Genomic DNA, 15,587 nt, shown 5'->3' with positions numbered 1-15,587 from the left:
TAAAAATTAAATAGTTGAGATAAAAAATGAAAAAGACGCCATTGTGGGTGGGGGTATGCTTGTGCCCATTATTTAGTCAAGTTGTGCATGCCGAATTTCTTGCAGACAGTAAAGCTGAGCTAACACTACGTAATTTTTACTTTGACCGAGATTATAAAAAGGATCCATATCCCTATACAGCAGGTAGAGATTGGGCGCAGGGTATAATTTTTAAAGGACAGTCTGGTTATACCGAAGGAACAGTTGGGTTTGGTGTTGATGTACTGGCAATGGCAGGTTTTAACCTAATGGGAAGCCGAGCTGATGACTATGCACGTAGTGGTTTATTACCAGTGAATACCGATAACTCGCGTGATGATTATTATGGAAAAATAGGTATTACAGGAAAGGCTAAATTTAGAAAAAATGAGCTTTTTGTGGGAGATTTAGTTCCACAATTACCAACCATATTTTCATCGCCAGCGCGTTTGTTCCCTCAGACTTATCGCGGTATTCGCTTTGTTTCAAATGAAATTCCCAATCTTCAACTCGAAGGTTTTTATGTTGACGAAGTGCGGCAGCGCGATTCCATTCGTTATACCGATGTTGGAACAGACAATATCAATCATCGTTTTGACAAAGCGGCAACTACCGATTCTTTTTATACATTAGGTGGAAGCTATCAGTTAAAGGATTATCGTCTACGGGCTTACCATGCTGAACTCAAAGACATTTACCAGCAACAATTTTTAGGTTTTAACGGCAAACAACCTTTAAATGATCAACTTAATTTTTTAAGTGACGTGCGTTTTTTTAATAGTGAAGAAACTGGAAGTAAAAAAATAGGAGAGGTCGATAACCGACATATTAGTGGCTTATTTGGCTTGAACTATCAAAACCATACAGTTTCTTTGGGCTACATGCAGTCATTTGGCTCGACCGGTTTACCATTTTTGTCGGGAACTGAAAGTCCAGTCGTACTTGATTTTATGAGTTCGGACTATTCAAATAAAGACGAAAAAGTCTATTCGATTCGTTATGAATATGACTTTAAAAATGCGCGGGTAGGTGATGTTTCATTAAACGGACTGCGTTTTATGACTCGCTACGCAAAAGGTGAAGACATTGATTTATTGCAATATGGCGATCAGCGTTTTAAAGAAGAGTCGATGGAATTTGATTTAGGCTATAAAATTCCTGAAGGTAAGTTAAATGGTTTGGGAGTGCGAGCTCGTTTTTCTCACTATCGCAACGATATGCCTACCAATATGACCTTTCATTCGACAAATGAAACGCGTTTGAATGTTGACTATACCTTTAAATTTTAACGTTCAATATTTAACTAAATTCAAGACAAGTTAAAACATTGTGATCAGCAATGTTTTAACTTTAGTTATCAACTGCACAAAATCCCTCTATAATACCGCCAATCTTATTAAAGCCACTTGAGTCTCTCATTAAACACATGGCTTTAATCTCTCATTTTTTTAAGTCAATTTCTTCGCTGTGATTCGGCTTATTTTTCAATATTTAGAATTTTATGTGTCTGTGCTGACACATAAAAATATTTAGGTGCCAGCATGGAAATCAAGGTTAATTATCTCGACAATCTTCGACAGGAAGCTAAGTTCGATGACTTTACGGTAATTGCCGATCAACCAATTCGCTACAAGGGTGACGGTTCGGCACCGGGCCCATTTGACTATTTTTTAGCGTCGTCAGCATTGTGTGCAGCGTACTTTGTAAAAGTGTATTGTGCCGCTCGAGATATCCCAACCGATAATATTCGTTTATCGCAAAATAATATTGTTGATCCTGAAAACCGCTATAAGCAAACCTTTAAAATTCAAATTGAATTACCAGCCGATATTTCAGAGAAAGATCGCCAAGGGATTTTACGTTCGATTGACCGTTGTACTGTTAAAAAAGTGATTCAAACGGGTCCCGAATTTATTATCGAAGAAGTTGAAAGCATCGACGCAGATGCGCAAGCACTGTTATTGCCAAGCTTAACTTCAGAAAGTCATACCTATATTCAAGGTAAAGACCTGCCATTAGAAGAAACCATTGCCAATATGTCAGCTATTTTGGCAAATTTGGGCATGAAGATTGAAATCGCATCTTGGCGTAATATCGTGCCAAATGTATGGTCGTTACATATTCGTGATGCCCAGTCTCCAATGTGCTTTACCAATGGTAAAGGTGCAACTAAAGAAAGTGCTTTGGCATCTGCATTGGGCGAGTTTATTGAGCGTTTAAACTGTAACTTCTTCTATAACGACCAGTTCTGGGGTGAAGATATTGCGAATGCTGAATTTGTGCATTATCCAGATGAAAAATGGTTTAAACCGGGCCCAAATGGTGAATTACCTAAAGAAATCTTAGATGAATACTGTCTTGAGATTTACAACCCAGATGATGAGTTACTTGGCGCGCATTTATATGACACCAACTCAGGTAACGTAGAGCGCGGCATTTGCTCGTTACCTTTTGTGCGCCAGTCGGACGGTGAAGTTGTCTATTTCCCATCAAATTTAATTGAAAACTTGTACTTAAGTAATGGTATGAGTGCGGGCAACACTTTGGCAGAAGCCCAAGTTCAATGCTTGTCAGAAATTTTTGAACGTGCTGTTAAACGTGAAATTTTAGAAGGTGAAATTGCACTTCCAGACGTTCCTGAAGACGTATTAGCAAAATACCCAAGTATTGTTGCTGGTATTAAAGGCTTAGAAGAGCAAGGTTTCCCTGTATTAGTTAAAGATGCATCGTTAGGTGGTCAGTTCCCCGTAATGTGTGTAACTTTAATGAACCCGCGTACGGGTGGGGTGTTTGCATCTTTCGGTGCGCATCCAAGTTTTGAAGTTGCGTTGGAACGTAGTCTGACTGAATTACTTCAAGGCCGTAGTTTTGAAGGCTTAAATGATTTACCTCAACCAACTTTCCAAAGTAATGCAGTCACTGAGCCGAACAACTTTGTTGAGCACTTTATTGATTCAAGCGGTTTGGTATCTTGGCGTTTCTTTAGCTCTAAATCTGACTATGACTTTGTTGAATGGGATTTTTCAGGCGAAGGCGAAGAGTCAAATGCAGAAGAAGCTGCAACATTGTTCGGTATTCTCGAAGAGATGGGCAAAGAAGTATATATGGCAGTCTATGAGCACTTAGGTGCGACTGCTTGCCGTATTTTAGTACCAGATTATTCGGAAATTTATCTCGTTGAAGATTTGATTTGGGACAACACCAATAAGGCACTTTCATTCCGTGAAGATATTCTAAATCTACATCGTTTGGATGATAAACAGCTTGAGGCATTGGTTGAGCGCTTAGAAGAATGTGAGCTAGACGATTACACTGAAATCACCACGCTGATTGGCATCGAGTTTGATGACAATACAGTTTGGGGACAGCTCACAATTTTAGAACTGAAATTGCTGATTTATGTTGCTTTACAACAGTTTGAAGAAGCAAAAGAGCTTGTCGAAACTTACTTGCAATATAACACCAACACCGTTGAGCGTGGCTTGTTCTATCAGTGCATGAACGTGGTGATTGAAGTGATGTTAGATGAAGAACTCGAGCTTGAAGACTACCTGACTAATTTCCGTCGTATGTTTGGTGACACACGAATGGACGCAGTATTAGGTTCTGTCGATGGTAGCGTTCGTTTCTATGGTTTAACACCAACAAGCATGAAACTAGAAGGACTTGATCGTCATTTACGTCTGATCGAGAGCTATAAAAAATTGCATGCAGCTCGTGCTAAAGCCGTAGCGATGTAATTTAAAAAGCGAAATAAAAAAAGCCTATTTTTAAATAGGCTTTTTTTATAAAACAACTTGCTAGTTTAAGCAGAAGCTTTGGTGATCTCTATGGTTTCTGCCTCTAGTCTATGATCTTGCTGCTCATCCAAAGTATGTTTAGCTGGAATATACGACATTGCGCGTTCTGCAAGAGCTGTAATGGTGAGACTTGGGTTAACGCCCAAATTGGCACCTAACATTGAACCATCTACAACATATAAGTTTTTATAGTTAAAGACACGGTTTTGTCCATCTACCACACCACGCTCTGGGGTTGAAGCGATTGCGCAACCACCCATACAGTGGGCGGTAAAAGGCACGTTAAATAAAATTTCGGTAATGGTCGTCATTGGGTGGCCATTAAACATTTTGGCAACTTTTTCGGTAAAAGCATTGGCCTGCGGAATATAAACAGGTAGCTTTTTACCTTCGCTCGATAACACCTTACCAAAAGGCCAGAACCAATTACGTTTCAAGCGCATGTTGATGGAGGCATCTGCTGTTTGCATCACCAAGAAAATTAAGGTTTGGCGTGCAAAACTGACCGGATTACTCATGCGAAGAAAAATAAATGGATGGCAAATAAGTGCCCATAACCAAAAGAATATACGTGTCCAACCCGGTTTGCCTTTCGCCATATAAGTACACATGAGACCCATGGCATCTGAACCAGTTTGGTAACGCGTCGCTTCAATGTGAGTGTCATGGTCAAGGTAAATACTTGAACCAATGGCAACACCTTTACTCATGTCGACATCTTTACCAAAAAAGCGAACGCCTAAAATCGACTCGGCATTAGTACGAACCCGATTACCCAAATCATCAGAGATATTTGGCAGTGAACCAGCCTGTTTTAAACGGAATAACATCTCTTGCGTACCCAAAGAAGATGCAGAGAAAATCACGTTACGAACACGCCATGTACGGCGCTGTTTGTTAAACCATGAGTTTGAACATTCAGTCGTAACTTCATAGCCATCGCTGCCATCGGCTTTGCCATTGAGTGGTATAACATCAACAACTTTGGTTTCTTCGTAAACCTTGGCACCATTTTTTTCGGCAAAATACAAATAGTTTTTATCTAATGTATTTTTTGCGTTGTGTTTGCAACCTGTCATACAGCCGCCACATGCGGTACAGGTTCCGCGGTCTGGACCTTCGCCGTTAAAATATGGGTCAGGGTAGGTCTTGCCGCCTTGTTCACCTTCGGGTGGAAAGAAAGTTGCAACGCGCGTCGGTTTAAACGTATGTCCAACCCCAACTGCATCGCCCATTTTTTTGAGCATGTGGTCGGCAGGACCGAAAATTTTATTATCCGTCACACCAAGCATGCGTTCGGCTTCAGCATAGTGCTGTGGCATTTCATTTTTCCAGTCCGCTGCATCTGCCCATGTACCTTCATTCCAAATATGTTCAGGTGGAACCAGTAAGGTATTGGCATAGGTGATTGAGCCGCCGCCTACAGCATTACCGCAAATAATGGTGACATGGCGAAAAAAACGCATGTTGAAATAACCGAAAAGTTTCATGCCTGGGCGCCAAATCCAGCGACGGGTATTCCAGTTATTTTTAGCAAAATCTTTAGCTTCCCAGCGTCGCCCCATTTCCATTACAGCAACAGAGTAGCCTTTTTCGGTTAGACGGCAAGCAGAAACACTACCACCAAAGCCTGAACCAATAATGAGGTAATCATAGTCATAATTGTTTGTTGTCATGCCGAGGACTCCTCTCTGGCGATATTTTTATATTGACTGTGTATGTTTATCAATGAATTGCCCAATGCGCTCAATCGAGTCATTAGATTCGTTTAGTATACCTGCGTGGAATTGAAAAACATGTCCGACTCGGTCATAAACCCTTAAGTTCGTCGGAATACCATACTTTTCGGTTTGTTCAGCGAGACGTTTTGCATCGTCCAATAAGACTTCTTCGGTACCGACGTGAATTAAAACAGGTGGTAATCCAGTTAAGTCGGCATAGAGTGGGGAACAGGTAGCATCGGTTGCCGATTTTTGTCCGCAATAGTTTTTTGCACACCATGCTAACCAGTCCTCTGACAGCATCGCATCTTGAGCTGCATGAGTTTTAATCGTGCTTCCAGATAGGCTTAAGTCAACCCACGGTGAAAGTAAAACTAATGCTGCTGGTAACGGTAACCCTGCATTTCGTATTGCAATTGCAGTACTTAAACTCAGTCCGCCGCCCGCAGAATCGCCAGCAATCACGAGTTTTTTCGGGTCTTGTCCTTGAGCAAGTAAAGCTTTATAGACAGCAACGGCGTCTTCAATAGCAGCAGGGCTTTGGTGTTCTGGGGCTAGGCGATATTCAGGTAACCAGACTTGTGATTGAGCTGCGTGTCCGATTTGAGCAGCAAGCTTGGTGTGACTTTTTGAGCTACCCACCACATAGCCCCCGCCATGTAAATACAAGATGCCGAGTCCTGATTGAGTCGTTTTGGGCTGAATATGGACTGTCGGTACTTGAGCAATTGTTTGCTTTTTTGTTTTATAGCCACGTGGCCCAAGCACAATTGCACTGGCTGCATCACTACAAAAACGTTGTAGCTTTAGTGGTGTTTTAGGGGATAAAGCTGGACGTAGCGTGGTACGAATAGTCCATGCAAGAAGCTGCTTCATAATAAGCACTCATACTAAGCAGGTGAGATTAGCCAGCATCTCTGAAAATTAAGAGTATGCTGACCACTATTTTTATTTTGCTGATTTGTTGAGTAGACGGGTTTGAAAGGCAGTGGCAGTTGCAAAAATCTTTTGGTAGCCTTGTGGCAGAATACGTTGAATCATATCAACGGCTTTCGCATCGGCTCCAATGAGTAAACGGCGACGGTCCTTACGAACAGCTTCTAAAATTTGTTGAGCTGCATCATCAGCAGGGGTGCGAAGTAATTTATCGAAAGCATCCTGACTTTTTAGCGGGTCCATTCCTAAAGACTGGACGCTATTATTCATGCGGGCAGCTTTGGCAATATTGGTACGAATACCACCCGGATGCACACAGGTCGCACTCACTCCAGCATTTTGTAGATCGAGTTCTTGGCGCAATGATTCAGTAAAGCCACGAACGGCAAATTTACTAGCGTTATAAGCACTTTGAGTTGGTTGAGCTGTTAAGCCGAACATACTGGAAATATTAATAATATGCCCGTCACCGCTTTGCTTTAGGTAAGGTAAAAACTCTTTGGTCCCATAAACTACACCCCAAAAATTAATACCAATCAGCCATTCAAGGTCTTCATAGCTCACACCTTCAGCCGTACTACCTATTGCGACACCAGCATTATTAAAAATCAGGTTAACTTGGCCATGTTCATTTACAACAGCTTTTGCCCAAGTTGCGACTTCATCACGTTTAGCTACATCGACTTTTTGTGTAGTTACTTTGACTGAATAAGGCGTTAACAGCTCGACTGTTTTAGCTAATCCAGCTTCACTAATATCGGAAAGTGCCAGATGGCAACCTTGTTTTGCGAGTGCTATAGCAATTGCTTGTCCAATACCAGAGCCAGCACCTGTCACAGCTGCGACTTTATTTTTAAAAGACTTCATAAAATTCTCCGTTTATTTTCTCATTTCCTATGGTGAAGCTTGTTTAAGAAATAGCCGCAACCTGAGTGTAGTTTTCAATGTCAAAGCGACGAGTGCGTTGTCGATATTCAAGGGTAAAACCTGGCCAGTTATTGGTATTTTTGCCATCCGCAGTTTGATACCAACTGGTACAACCTTGCGCCCAGACAGTTTTTTTCATTTTTTCTTGAATGCTTTGATTAAACTCATGTTGAACTTCTGCACGAACATTGGTGAACAGAAGTTTGTTTTGTAGGGTTGTTTGAATGGCATCTAAAATATAATTCACTTGGCTTTCAATCATATACACAATTGAGTTGTGCCCAAGATTAGTGTTTGGTCCATACAACATAAAGAAGTTTGGAAAGCCGCTCACAGTTAAGCCGAGATAAGCTTCTGCACCATCTTTCCATGTGTCTTTTAAGGTGCGACCATCAAGACCTGTAATCTGCATGGGCGCCATAAATTCCGTTGCGGCAAAGCCTGTCCCATAAATAATGGTATCGATTTCACGCAGATTTCCTTCCGTATCTAAAATACCGTTTTCAGTAATTTCTTGAATGCCCGTATTAATCACATCGACATGAGGCTGGGTCAGTGTTTCATACCAATGGTTAGAGATTAAAATACGTTTACAACCAATCGGATAGTCCGGCATTAAACGATGGCGTAACTTCCCATCTTTAACGACTTTACGGATGTGACGCTGGAATAAATATTCCACCAACGGCATTTCATTGAGTGAGGTTGTAAAGGCCAGTAAACGAATTTCATGGTGTCCATATTGCAAGGCGCGGTCTAGACTTTGCAAAATTGGCAGTTTGCGGAAAGCTTTTTTCTCTAAAGGTTGATAAACACGATCCGGTTTTGGAATAACATATGGCGCCGAGCGTTGATAAACATCGAGATGAGCAACCTGTTTAGCAATTTCAGGTACGAACTGAATTGCGCTTGCACCTGTACCAATCACAGCGACACGTTTGCCAGTTAACTCATAATCATGATCCCAACGCGCTGAGTGAAATGCCTTACCTTTAAAGTTTTCAATACCTTTAAGTTTTGGATAGGCAGGGCGGTTAAGTTGGCCTACCGCGCCCACTAAAAATTCAGCTTCAAATTGTTCGCCAGTCGTGCTTTGAATGTGCCATACACCTTGCAGCGCATCAAATTCGGCACTGGCTATTTCAGTATTAAATTGAACATGTGGACGAATATCATATTTATCCGCACAGTGGCGTAAATATTGATAAATCTCTTGAGATGTCCCGTAGCGATTTTTCCAGCCTAGTTCTTGCTCAAAAGAAAAGGAATACAGATGAGAAGGCACATCACAGGCAGCGCCCGGATAAGTATTGTCACGCCAGACACCGCCAACATCAGCAGCTTTTTCAAAGAGGGTAAATTGTTCAAAACCTGCTTGTTTGAGACGAATGGCAAGTCCTAGACCACCAAAACCAGTGCCAATAATGGCGATGCGTACATTTTTATTTGAATTAGACGACGAATTAAACATGGGCTGCTCTAAATCCTTAAAAACAGTGAGCGAAAAAATCGCAATTTCCTGTATGCAGAATAGACGTTTATTTGCTTGATTTAGAGGATGGATGAGGACAAAATATTGTGATTCGAGGACATTCTGAGCAATACAGTGAAGTATGCATGGGCTTTTGAACGCAGTGTACATAGTGTTCGGTTAATGGCTGATTTTGCGGTGGAATCAGGCATTTCTTATCAGACGATTTTGCAAGGGACAGGGCTTAGCCAACAACAATTACTCGACCCTAATATGGTGGTGACAGGCCATCAGGAATTACAGCTGATTCATAACTTGGTTGAGCAACTAGGAGGCAGACCGACATTAGGCTTAGAAGTGGGCACACGCTATCATTTCACCACATTTGGGCCATTAGGTATGGCTCTGATGAGTAGTGCGAGCATTCGTGAAGCACTGGATTTGGCTTTAACCTATTTTACTTTAACCTTTGCTTTTACCCGCTTTGATGTGTCGGATACACCGCAAGGAATCCGTATCGAAATTGATGAGCAAGATATTCCATCTTCAGTGCGTCAATTCATTATTGAACGCGATGCCGCTGCACTCATTACGGTACAGCGAGATTTGGTGCAGGACAATTTTTGCCAGTATTTGGCTTTTTCTTTTCAACTCAAAGGTGATGCCGAGCCATATCGGAATTTATTTGGAGTCATGCCTGAATTTGGCGCTGCGAAAAGTTTTGTAATTCTGGATCCGCAAAAAGTAGACCAAAAGTTGCTTATGGCAAATGAATTGGTTTTACATACAGCCGAAGAACAGTGCCGACAAATATTAGAGAAACGCCAATCACAAAATAAATTTACAACTTTAGTGCAACAGCAATTGATGAACGTGCGAGGGGAAATGCCTTCTATGGAAATAGTTGCTGATCGATTACATTTAAATGCACGAACCTTACGCCGTCACTTGGCATTAGAGGGAATGACTTTCATTCAGATACGTGAAGAAGTAAGGCAAGTTCTAGCTGAGCAATATTTGGCATTACCAAAAGCTTCGGTTGAACAGATTGCCGAGTGGTTAGGTTATGCCGAACCTGCCAGTTTTATTCATGCTTATAAAAGATGGCATGGGAAAACACCTCATGCCATGCGGCTAAGTAACCAATGATCAAAGTATCTTTATTTATTTAAACGTAAATGCAATAAACGCGTTGCTGAGGTGTGGCGAATTTCATCGGTCCGTGCATTAAAATATCGTTCAGTAATTGCCTCACCAGACAGGTCTTCGACTACTTCGAACCCCATTTTTTCAACGGCTTGATGTAAATCTGAGGGTTTAAATTGACCCAATAAAGGTTCTTTAAGTAAATGGGTAAATTGTGCAACGCCCATACTTCCAAGTCGCTCAATACCGTTTAATTCCTGAAAATCGGTCGAATAGTCGAGTACCACTTCACTACCGTTTACAGCAAATTCAGCAATACTTTTTAAAGTTTGCAGCGTGGTTTCGGGGTTTAAATAGTGCGTTGTGCCTAACCATGAAAAAAATGCAGGAGCAGATTGATCATAGAGACTTCTGGTCAAGGCTTCCGAAATAGACTCTTTTTCAAAGTTAATCGCAACAAATTCAACGGTAGCAGGAATATTGCCTAGCTTTTTTAGCTTGGCTTGTTTGGCAGCTTGAGTATCAGGATGATCCACTTCAAAAATTTTCAAAGTAGGGTAATGGTGTGATTCACGTAGTGCAAAAGAGTCTAGGCCAGCACCCACTAATACATATTGTTGAGTATTTTGTTGAACTGCCTGAGCAAGTAAATCTTCGGCATAGCGAGAGCGACCGACCACTTGTCCAGTAAGTAGACCTAAAGTACGGTTTAAAACCGCAGAATTCATCACTTTAACAATCAGTGAATTAGAGAGAAGTTTTTTCCAGCCTTTACTGGTCAGCTCAAAAGCATACGGATCTGAAAATACAGGGTTCTGTGTATTTTGAAAATGATTGGCCCGTAATGCAGCAGCGGCTTCAGCAGTACGGCTTGATTGTCCTTCTTTCATCTTTATCCTGTTTTTTTATTTCTTGAAGATATTCAACGAAGAAGGCAGTGTATTTCATGAAAAACTAAAATACACTGCCTATTTCTTACAACTGATTTGATCGAAAATACAAATTAGTGAGTTTTTGTCGTTTGATACGTCACTTCATAATCTTTCAAATCTACTTTTTTCAAACGTTGTTTAAGTTTTTTCAATGACCAAGGCCATGCAGCAAAGTTACGACCGTTGGCATCAAGATAATAACTCTTACATCCGCCGCTATTAAATACCGTTGTTTGTAAGTGCTTTTGTACTAAATCATTATGCTTTTTAATCACATCAGATTTAACATTTAACTTGCTAATTCCTTTGTTTTTAATTTTCAATAAGCCATCTACGATATAGTCGAGTTGTGCCTCTGCTAAACCAATGAAAGAATCATAAACCAGTACGTTAGGTCCTAAAATTAAAAATGCATTTGGTACATTTTCAATGTTGGTTCCTAAGTAAGCCTCTGGTGAACTATCTTTCCATATATCTTGTAAACATTGACCTTTTTCATTGTGGACACGTTTACCAATTGGTGGGTGAGATACTTCAAAACCTGTACCCCAAATAATCACATCAACTTCGTGGCGTTCACCATTGGCAGCAACCACTGTATTGCCTTCAACTTTCACTAAACCATGAGGGATCAGGGTCGTGTTTGGTGCTTGTAGTGCTGGATAATAATTGTTAGCGAACAAAATACGTTTACAACCAATGTCAAAGTTCGGCGTTACGTTTTTACGTAGCACTGGGTCATTAATTTGCAATTTAAGTAATTGCTTACCCAATACATTTACTGGTTTGAGCGCAAGAGGGTTACGTAAACCAAAGTTAATTGCATTCAGTGTTAACGCTACACTTTTACGCCAGCTCGCCTGAATAGCCGGATATTTAGCAATCACTGATTTACTAAATTCGCCCAAGTCTGTATCTGGTTTTGGTAATACCCAAGGTGCTGTACGTTGGAACACAAACAGTTCTTTCGCTTTTGGTTGAATTTGTGGCACAAACTGAATAGCAGATGCACCAGTACCAATCACGGCAATGCGTTTACCAGTTAAATCATAATCATGGTTCCATTTTGCTGAATGGAACATTTCGCCTTTAAATGTTTCTAAGCCCTCAAGACGTGGAATTTGAGCTTCGGTAATTGGACCTGTGGCAAAAATAACGGTTTTAGATAAATATTGACCAGTAGTGGTGTCAAGTACCCACACATGACGTGAGTCATCCCACGCGGCATTCAGCAATTCATTATTAAATTCGATTTTAGAGGTAACATTAAATTCGTTACTCACATCTTCCAGATAACTTAATATTTCTGGTTGGCGTGCAAATAAATGGCTCCATTTTGCACTTGGTGCAAATGAGTAAGAATAAAGAGCAGAAGGTACATCGCAACCACAACCCGGGTAGGTGTTCTCACGCCATGTTCCACCCACGCGGCTAGCTTTTTCAATAATTTTATAATTGGTATAACCAACTTGATCTAGGCGAATGGCAGCAGCGATCCCTGAAATGCCCGCACCCACAATAAAAGTATCGAAAATATGGCTTGGTGATTTGACAGCTTTTTTTGCTGATGCATTTGTTTTCATTTGCGCAGTCATATGTGTACTACCTATAAATTTCTTATTTAAATAATTTGTACGATGTACCAAGGAACTTGGTATACAAGCTTGGGGATGCACGTTTCATAAGCCAGAATAACTTCGCATCAATTTGAGGAATGGTATACATCTCATCCTGATCAAGGCGATTAAGGGTTAATCTTGCGACATCGTCACTTGTGGTCAGCGCATAGTTCATCAGTGCATGGTCCGCCAGCTTTGAATAGCGTCCGGGAATTCGACCATTTTTAATGATATTGGTGGGTACCAGCGTCGGGCAGAGCACGTTCACCTTAATGTTAAACTTACGCAGTTCGGCAGAAAGCGTTTCTGAAAGCGCACGCACACCCGCTTTAGTCACGTTATAAGCAGTCATTTCTGGTGCAGCCGTGTAAGATGCCGCAGATGCCACATTAATAATCGCGCCGTAACCTAACTTTTTAAACTTGGGAACAAATGCATGACAGCCATGAATAACTCCCCAAAGGTTAATATTCATGACCCAGTTCCAGTCTTCTAGGCTGAGTTCGTCAAATTTACCGCCTAAACCTACTCCAGCATTATTAATGACAAGAGTCACAGGATGCCCAAGTAAGATTTCAGCAGTTTCAGCGAGATGGTTAACCTGTTCAGCATTACCCACATCACAGCGCATAGCAAAAGCTTTTGCACCTTCTTGTTCAAGAAGTTTTACTGTTTCTTCAGCAGCTTCCAGATTAATATCTGCACACACTACGCTGCCACCACGTTTCGCAAGTTCAATTGCAAAACTTCTACCAATCCCACTGCCTGCACCCGTCACTACGGCATAAGCTTTTTGGCTTGGTTTAACTTTCTTTTTGCCAAATAAAATCATGATTCATCCATAAATAGCTTGAAGAGATACCAGCTACCTCTTTGATAGCTGGAAATGCAGGACGATTAAGACATGCGTACTGGTGGGGTAAATTCTTTAACAAAGTAAGGAGCAATTGCGCCGCCTTCGGTCAGCAATTTCTTTTTGTAATACTCAAGATATTCAGTTGTATCATGATCATTTGGATGAAAGTCTGGACGTAAGTAGTCAAGAATTTGACCAATCGTACTACCAAAAACACCATCTTTTGGACCAAAAATTAAGCCTACACCACGACGAGCATCTTTCCAGAATTTTAAGGTCAACATCTCTTGCGGCTTTCTTAACACAGGCACAAATAATGTAGTTGCAGGAATTAAACCTAAAATGGTAAATAGCGCGAGGAAGAAACCAGACGCGCGTAGTGCATAGCTACCATTTAAAAGTTGATAGACATCGTAGGCAATATCTTTATGCTCAGATTCTTCAAGCATATGCCACATCCACAATGCACGGCTTTTTTCGTCATCTGAATAATAGAAATTCTTTTCATGCTTCATCATGTATTCAGCAAGTACCGCAGTAAAATGCTCGATACCCGCCATCATTGATAATTTGAGTGGCTGTGGAAACTTTAAGAACACATACTTAAAGAAGTTTGAGCCAAGAAAACGATATAGCGCAACAGGATATTCAGCATCTTGAAGGGCATCGTTATATTCATTGTGCAATTTTGAGTGAATTGCTTCTTGGCCAATCAACGACGTTACTCGCTGCTTTAATATTGGATCTTTGATAAATTCACGGTGATGGCGAGCGGTTTCAATCACCAGATCTTCACCGTAAGTTAAAAACACCGAAAGTGTGGCAAAAAACAAAGTAGCAAATTGATTGTCCATATAGAATCTGACATCAATTTCTTTACCATCAAAACCAATATTTAAATGTCTGATTGGAATTGAGCTTTTGCTAGCAAAATCTGGTAGCTCAATTTCACGCTGAAATTTAAGTTTGTTGAATGATTTTTTAACTGCGGTCGAGATCATGGCGACACCCTGAGGCAAAGTAGTGGTGCATTTTGATGAAAATCAATAAACTCAATGATCAACAAAGCACTGTAAAATTCCATTTTCAAAAACAGATGATTCTCTGCATTGACTACGGTGTTGTTGCTCCGTTATTTGTTTGATTATTTGGCTGAATAACGGAAGAAGAACCGAGGCAGACAAGAGCTGCTGAATGACTCTTCTTTAATTTTTTCATATTAATCTGACATTATGTTCGGATTCAATTCGGGTAAATTTTTAAATATATAAAAGTATTTTATAGACATTCTTTGTAATAATAATTTTAAATAAATTAGACTCATCTTTTTGAAAAATAATAAATTAAATTTATTCCTAATCTCTGGAAATAATAAATTAAAACATCAATTGATTGATAAATTGAGATCTGTTTTTCTCAGTTTTCTCACTTAAGTTTGACAACTATTCGGATTTTGTTTTTTTATTTCTACCTAGTCAGATTACATGCTAATCTGACTTTATGTTCGGATTATTAATTAGATCGTATGACTACGCGTAAACCACGTCAAACTCGAGCTAAAGTCACTGTCGACACAATTATTGAAGCAGGTTTTATTGCGGTGGCACTTCACGGACCGAGTGGAACCACGACACGTCATATCGCAGAAATTGCAGGGGTGAGTGTCGGGTCTTTATACGAATATTTTAAAAATAAAGAAGAAATTTATGATGCGATGAATCACTTTTTTGTTCGCGAAATTCTGGACATGATTACAGAGCTTACACCGACAATTTTACAGTTGGAGTTAGAGCCTGTCATCGAAATGATTTTTTATACTTTTAGTGATTTATTAAAGAAAAATAATGACCGTTATTTGACTGTTTTACGTTATGCAGGAGAGTTGCAGTACGACAAATACATTCCCAAAATTGAACAGGCTTTAATGGAAGTCATTATGAAATATATGATGCATAATCCAAAATACCTAAAAATCAATAATTTGCCTGTAATTACCTATATTTGTATCAATAGTGGAATTTTTAATGTCGCACGGCATCTTATTTTGCCAAACCCTTATATTAGTTTTGATGAAATGGTGCAGGGGCTAACTACTATGATTATGAGCTATATCAATACAGAGATGGCACGTTCAGAAGAGCATTGAGCAGAGTTAGAATTT

General features: G+C 40.3%; 12 protein-coding genes. 4 read left to right on the top strand and 8 right to left on the bottom strand.

Going from position 1 to position 15,587, the window contains the following annotated elements; all coding sequences use genetic code 11:
• Positions 1-26: 26 nt before the first annotated feature.
• Both B806_RS0112765 and B806_RS0112760 read left to right on the top strand, forming a co-directional pair.
• The gene (locus B806_RS0112765) at positions 27-1,307 is read left to right on the top strand and encodes an OprD family outer membrane porin (protein WP_017386384.1); all 1,281 of its coding nucleotides are present in this window, start codon (positions 27-29) and stop codon (positions 1,305-1,307) included.
• Positions 1,308-1,559: 252 nt separating this feature from the next.
• Complete coding sequence (locus tag B806_RS0112760) at positions 1,560-3,758, top strand: OsmC domain/YcaO domain-containing protein (protein ID WP_017386383.1); 2,199 nt, start codon at positions 1,560-1,562, stop codon at positions 3,756-3,758.
• 65 nt (positions 3,759-3,823) lie between these two features.
• Here B806_RS0112760 and B806_RS0112755 read toward each other — a convergent pair whose 3' ends face one another.
• The 4 genes from B806_RS0112755 to B806_RS0112740 form a co-directional block, all read right to left on the bottom strand.
• Positions 3,824-5,494: a GMC family oxidoreductase gene (locus B806_RS0112755; protein ID WP_017403123.1), complete on the bottom strand. Its 1,671-nt coding sequence runs from the start codon at positions 5,492-5,494 to the stop codon at positions 3,824-3,826.
• Positions 5,495-5,521: 27 nt separating this feature from the next.
• The gene (locus B806_RS0112750; protein ID WP_017403122.1) at positions 5,522-6,415 is read right to left on the bottom strand and encodes an alpha/beta hydrolase; all 894 of its coding nucleotides are present in this window, start codon (positions 6,413-6,415) and stop codon (positions 5,522-5,524) included.
• A 72-nt stretch (positions 6,416-6,487) separates the two neighbouring features.
• Entirely contained in the window at positions 6,488-7,342 is an 855-nt protein-coding gene (locus tag B806_RS0112745; RefSeq protein ID WP_017403121.1) for an SDR family oxidoreductase, read from the bottom strand.
• A 43-nt stretch (positions 7,343-7,385) separates the two neighbouring features.
• Positions 7,386-8,873 carry an NAD(P)/FAD-dependent oxidoreductase gene (locus B806_RS0112740; RefSeq protein ID WP_017403120.1) on the bottom strand — a complete coding sequence of 496 codons (1,488 nt, stop codon included), beginning with the start codon at positions 8,871-8,873 and terminating at the stop codon, positions 7,386-7,388.
• Between the two features lie 135 nt (positions 8,874-9,008).
• Here B806_RS0112740 and B806_RS0112735 point away from each other — a divergent pair, with 135 nt between their 5' ends.
• Positions 9,009-10,022 (top strand): AraC family transcriptional regulator, encoded by a 1,014-nt coding sequence (locus B806_RS0112735; protein ID WP_025466699.1) that lies wholly within the window; start codon positions 9,009-9,011, stop codon positions 10,020-10,022.
• Between the two features lie 11 nt (positions 10,023-10,033).
• Here B806_RS0112735 and B806_RS0112730 read toward each other — a convergent pair whose 3' ends face one another.
• The 4 genes from B806_RS0112730 to B806_RS0112715 all read right to left on the bottom strand — a co-directional run bounded on the left by B806_RS0112730 (position 10,034) and on the right by B806_RS0112715 (position 14,427).
• On the bottom strand, positions 10,034-10,909 hold the full coding sequence (locus B806_RS0112730) for a class I SAM-dependent methyltransferase (RefSeq protein WP_017403118.1): 876 nt from the start codon (positions 10,907-10,909) through the stop codon (positions 10,034-10,036).
• Positions 10,910-11,022: 113 nt separating this feature from the next.
• A complete protein-coding gene (locus B806_RS0112725; RefSeq protein ID WP_017403117.1) occupies positions 11,023-12,546 on the bottom strand; it encodes an NAD(P)/FAD-dependent oxidoreductase in 1,524 nt (507 codons plus the stop codon).
• Positions 12,547-12,568: 22 nt separating this feature from the next.
• The gene (locus tag B806_RS0112720) at positions 12,569-13,402 is read right to left on the bottom strand and encodes an SDR family NAD(P)-dependent oxidoreductase (protein ID WP_017386375.1); all 834 of its coding nucleotides are present in this window, start codon (positions 13,400-13,402) and stop codon (positions 12,569-12,571) included.
• A 65-nt stretch (positions 13,403-13,467) separates the two neighbouring features.
• On the bottom strand, positions 13,468-14,427 hold the full coding sequence (locus tag B806_RS0112715) for a metal-dependent hydrolase (RefSeq protein WP_005070390.1): 960 nt from the start codon (positions 14,425-14,427) through the stop codon (positions 13,468-13,470).
• A 524-nt stretch (positions 14,428-14,951) separates the two neighbouring features.
• Between B806_RS0112715 and B806_RS0112705 the strand changes: the two genes are divergently transcribed.
• On the top strand, positions 14,952-15,572 hold the full coding sequence (locus B806_RS0112705) for a TetR/AcrR family transcriptional regulator (protein ID WP_002163161.1): 621 nt from the start codon (positions 14,952-14,954) through the stop codon (positions 15,570-15,572).
• The last annotated feature ends 15 nt before the right edge of the window (positions 15,573-15,587 follow it).

The organism is Acinetobacter sp. TG2027 (assembly GCF_000302435.1).
Lineage (GTDB): Bacteria > Pseudomonadota > Gammaproteobacteria > Pseudomonadales > Moraxellaceae > Acinetobacter > Acinetobacter pittii.
This window is presented reverse-complemented; position numbering and strand designations above follow the sequence as displayed.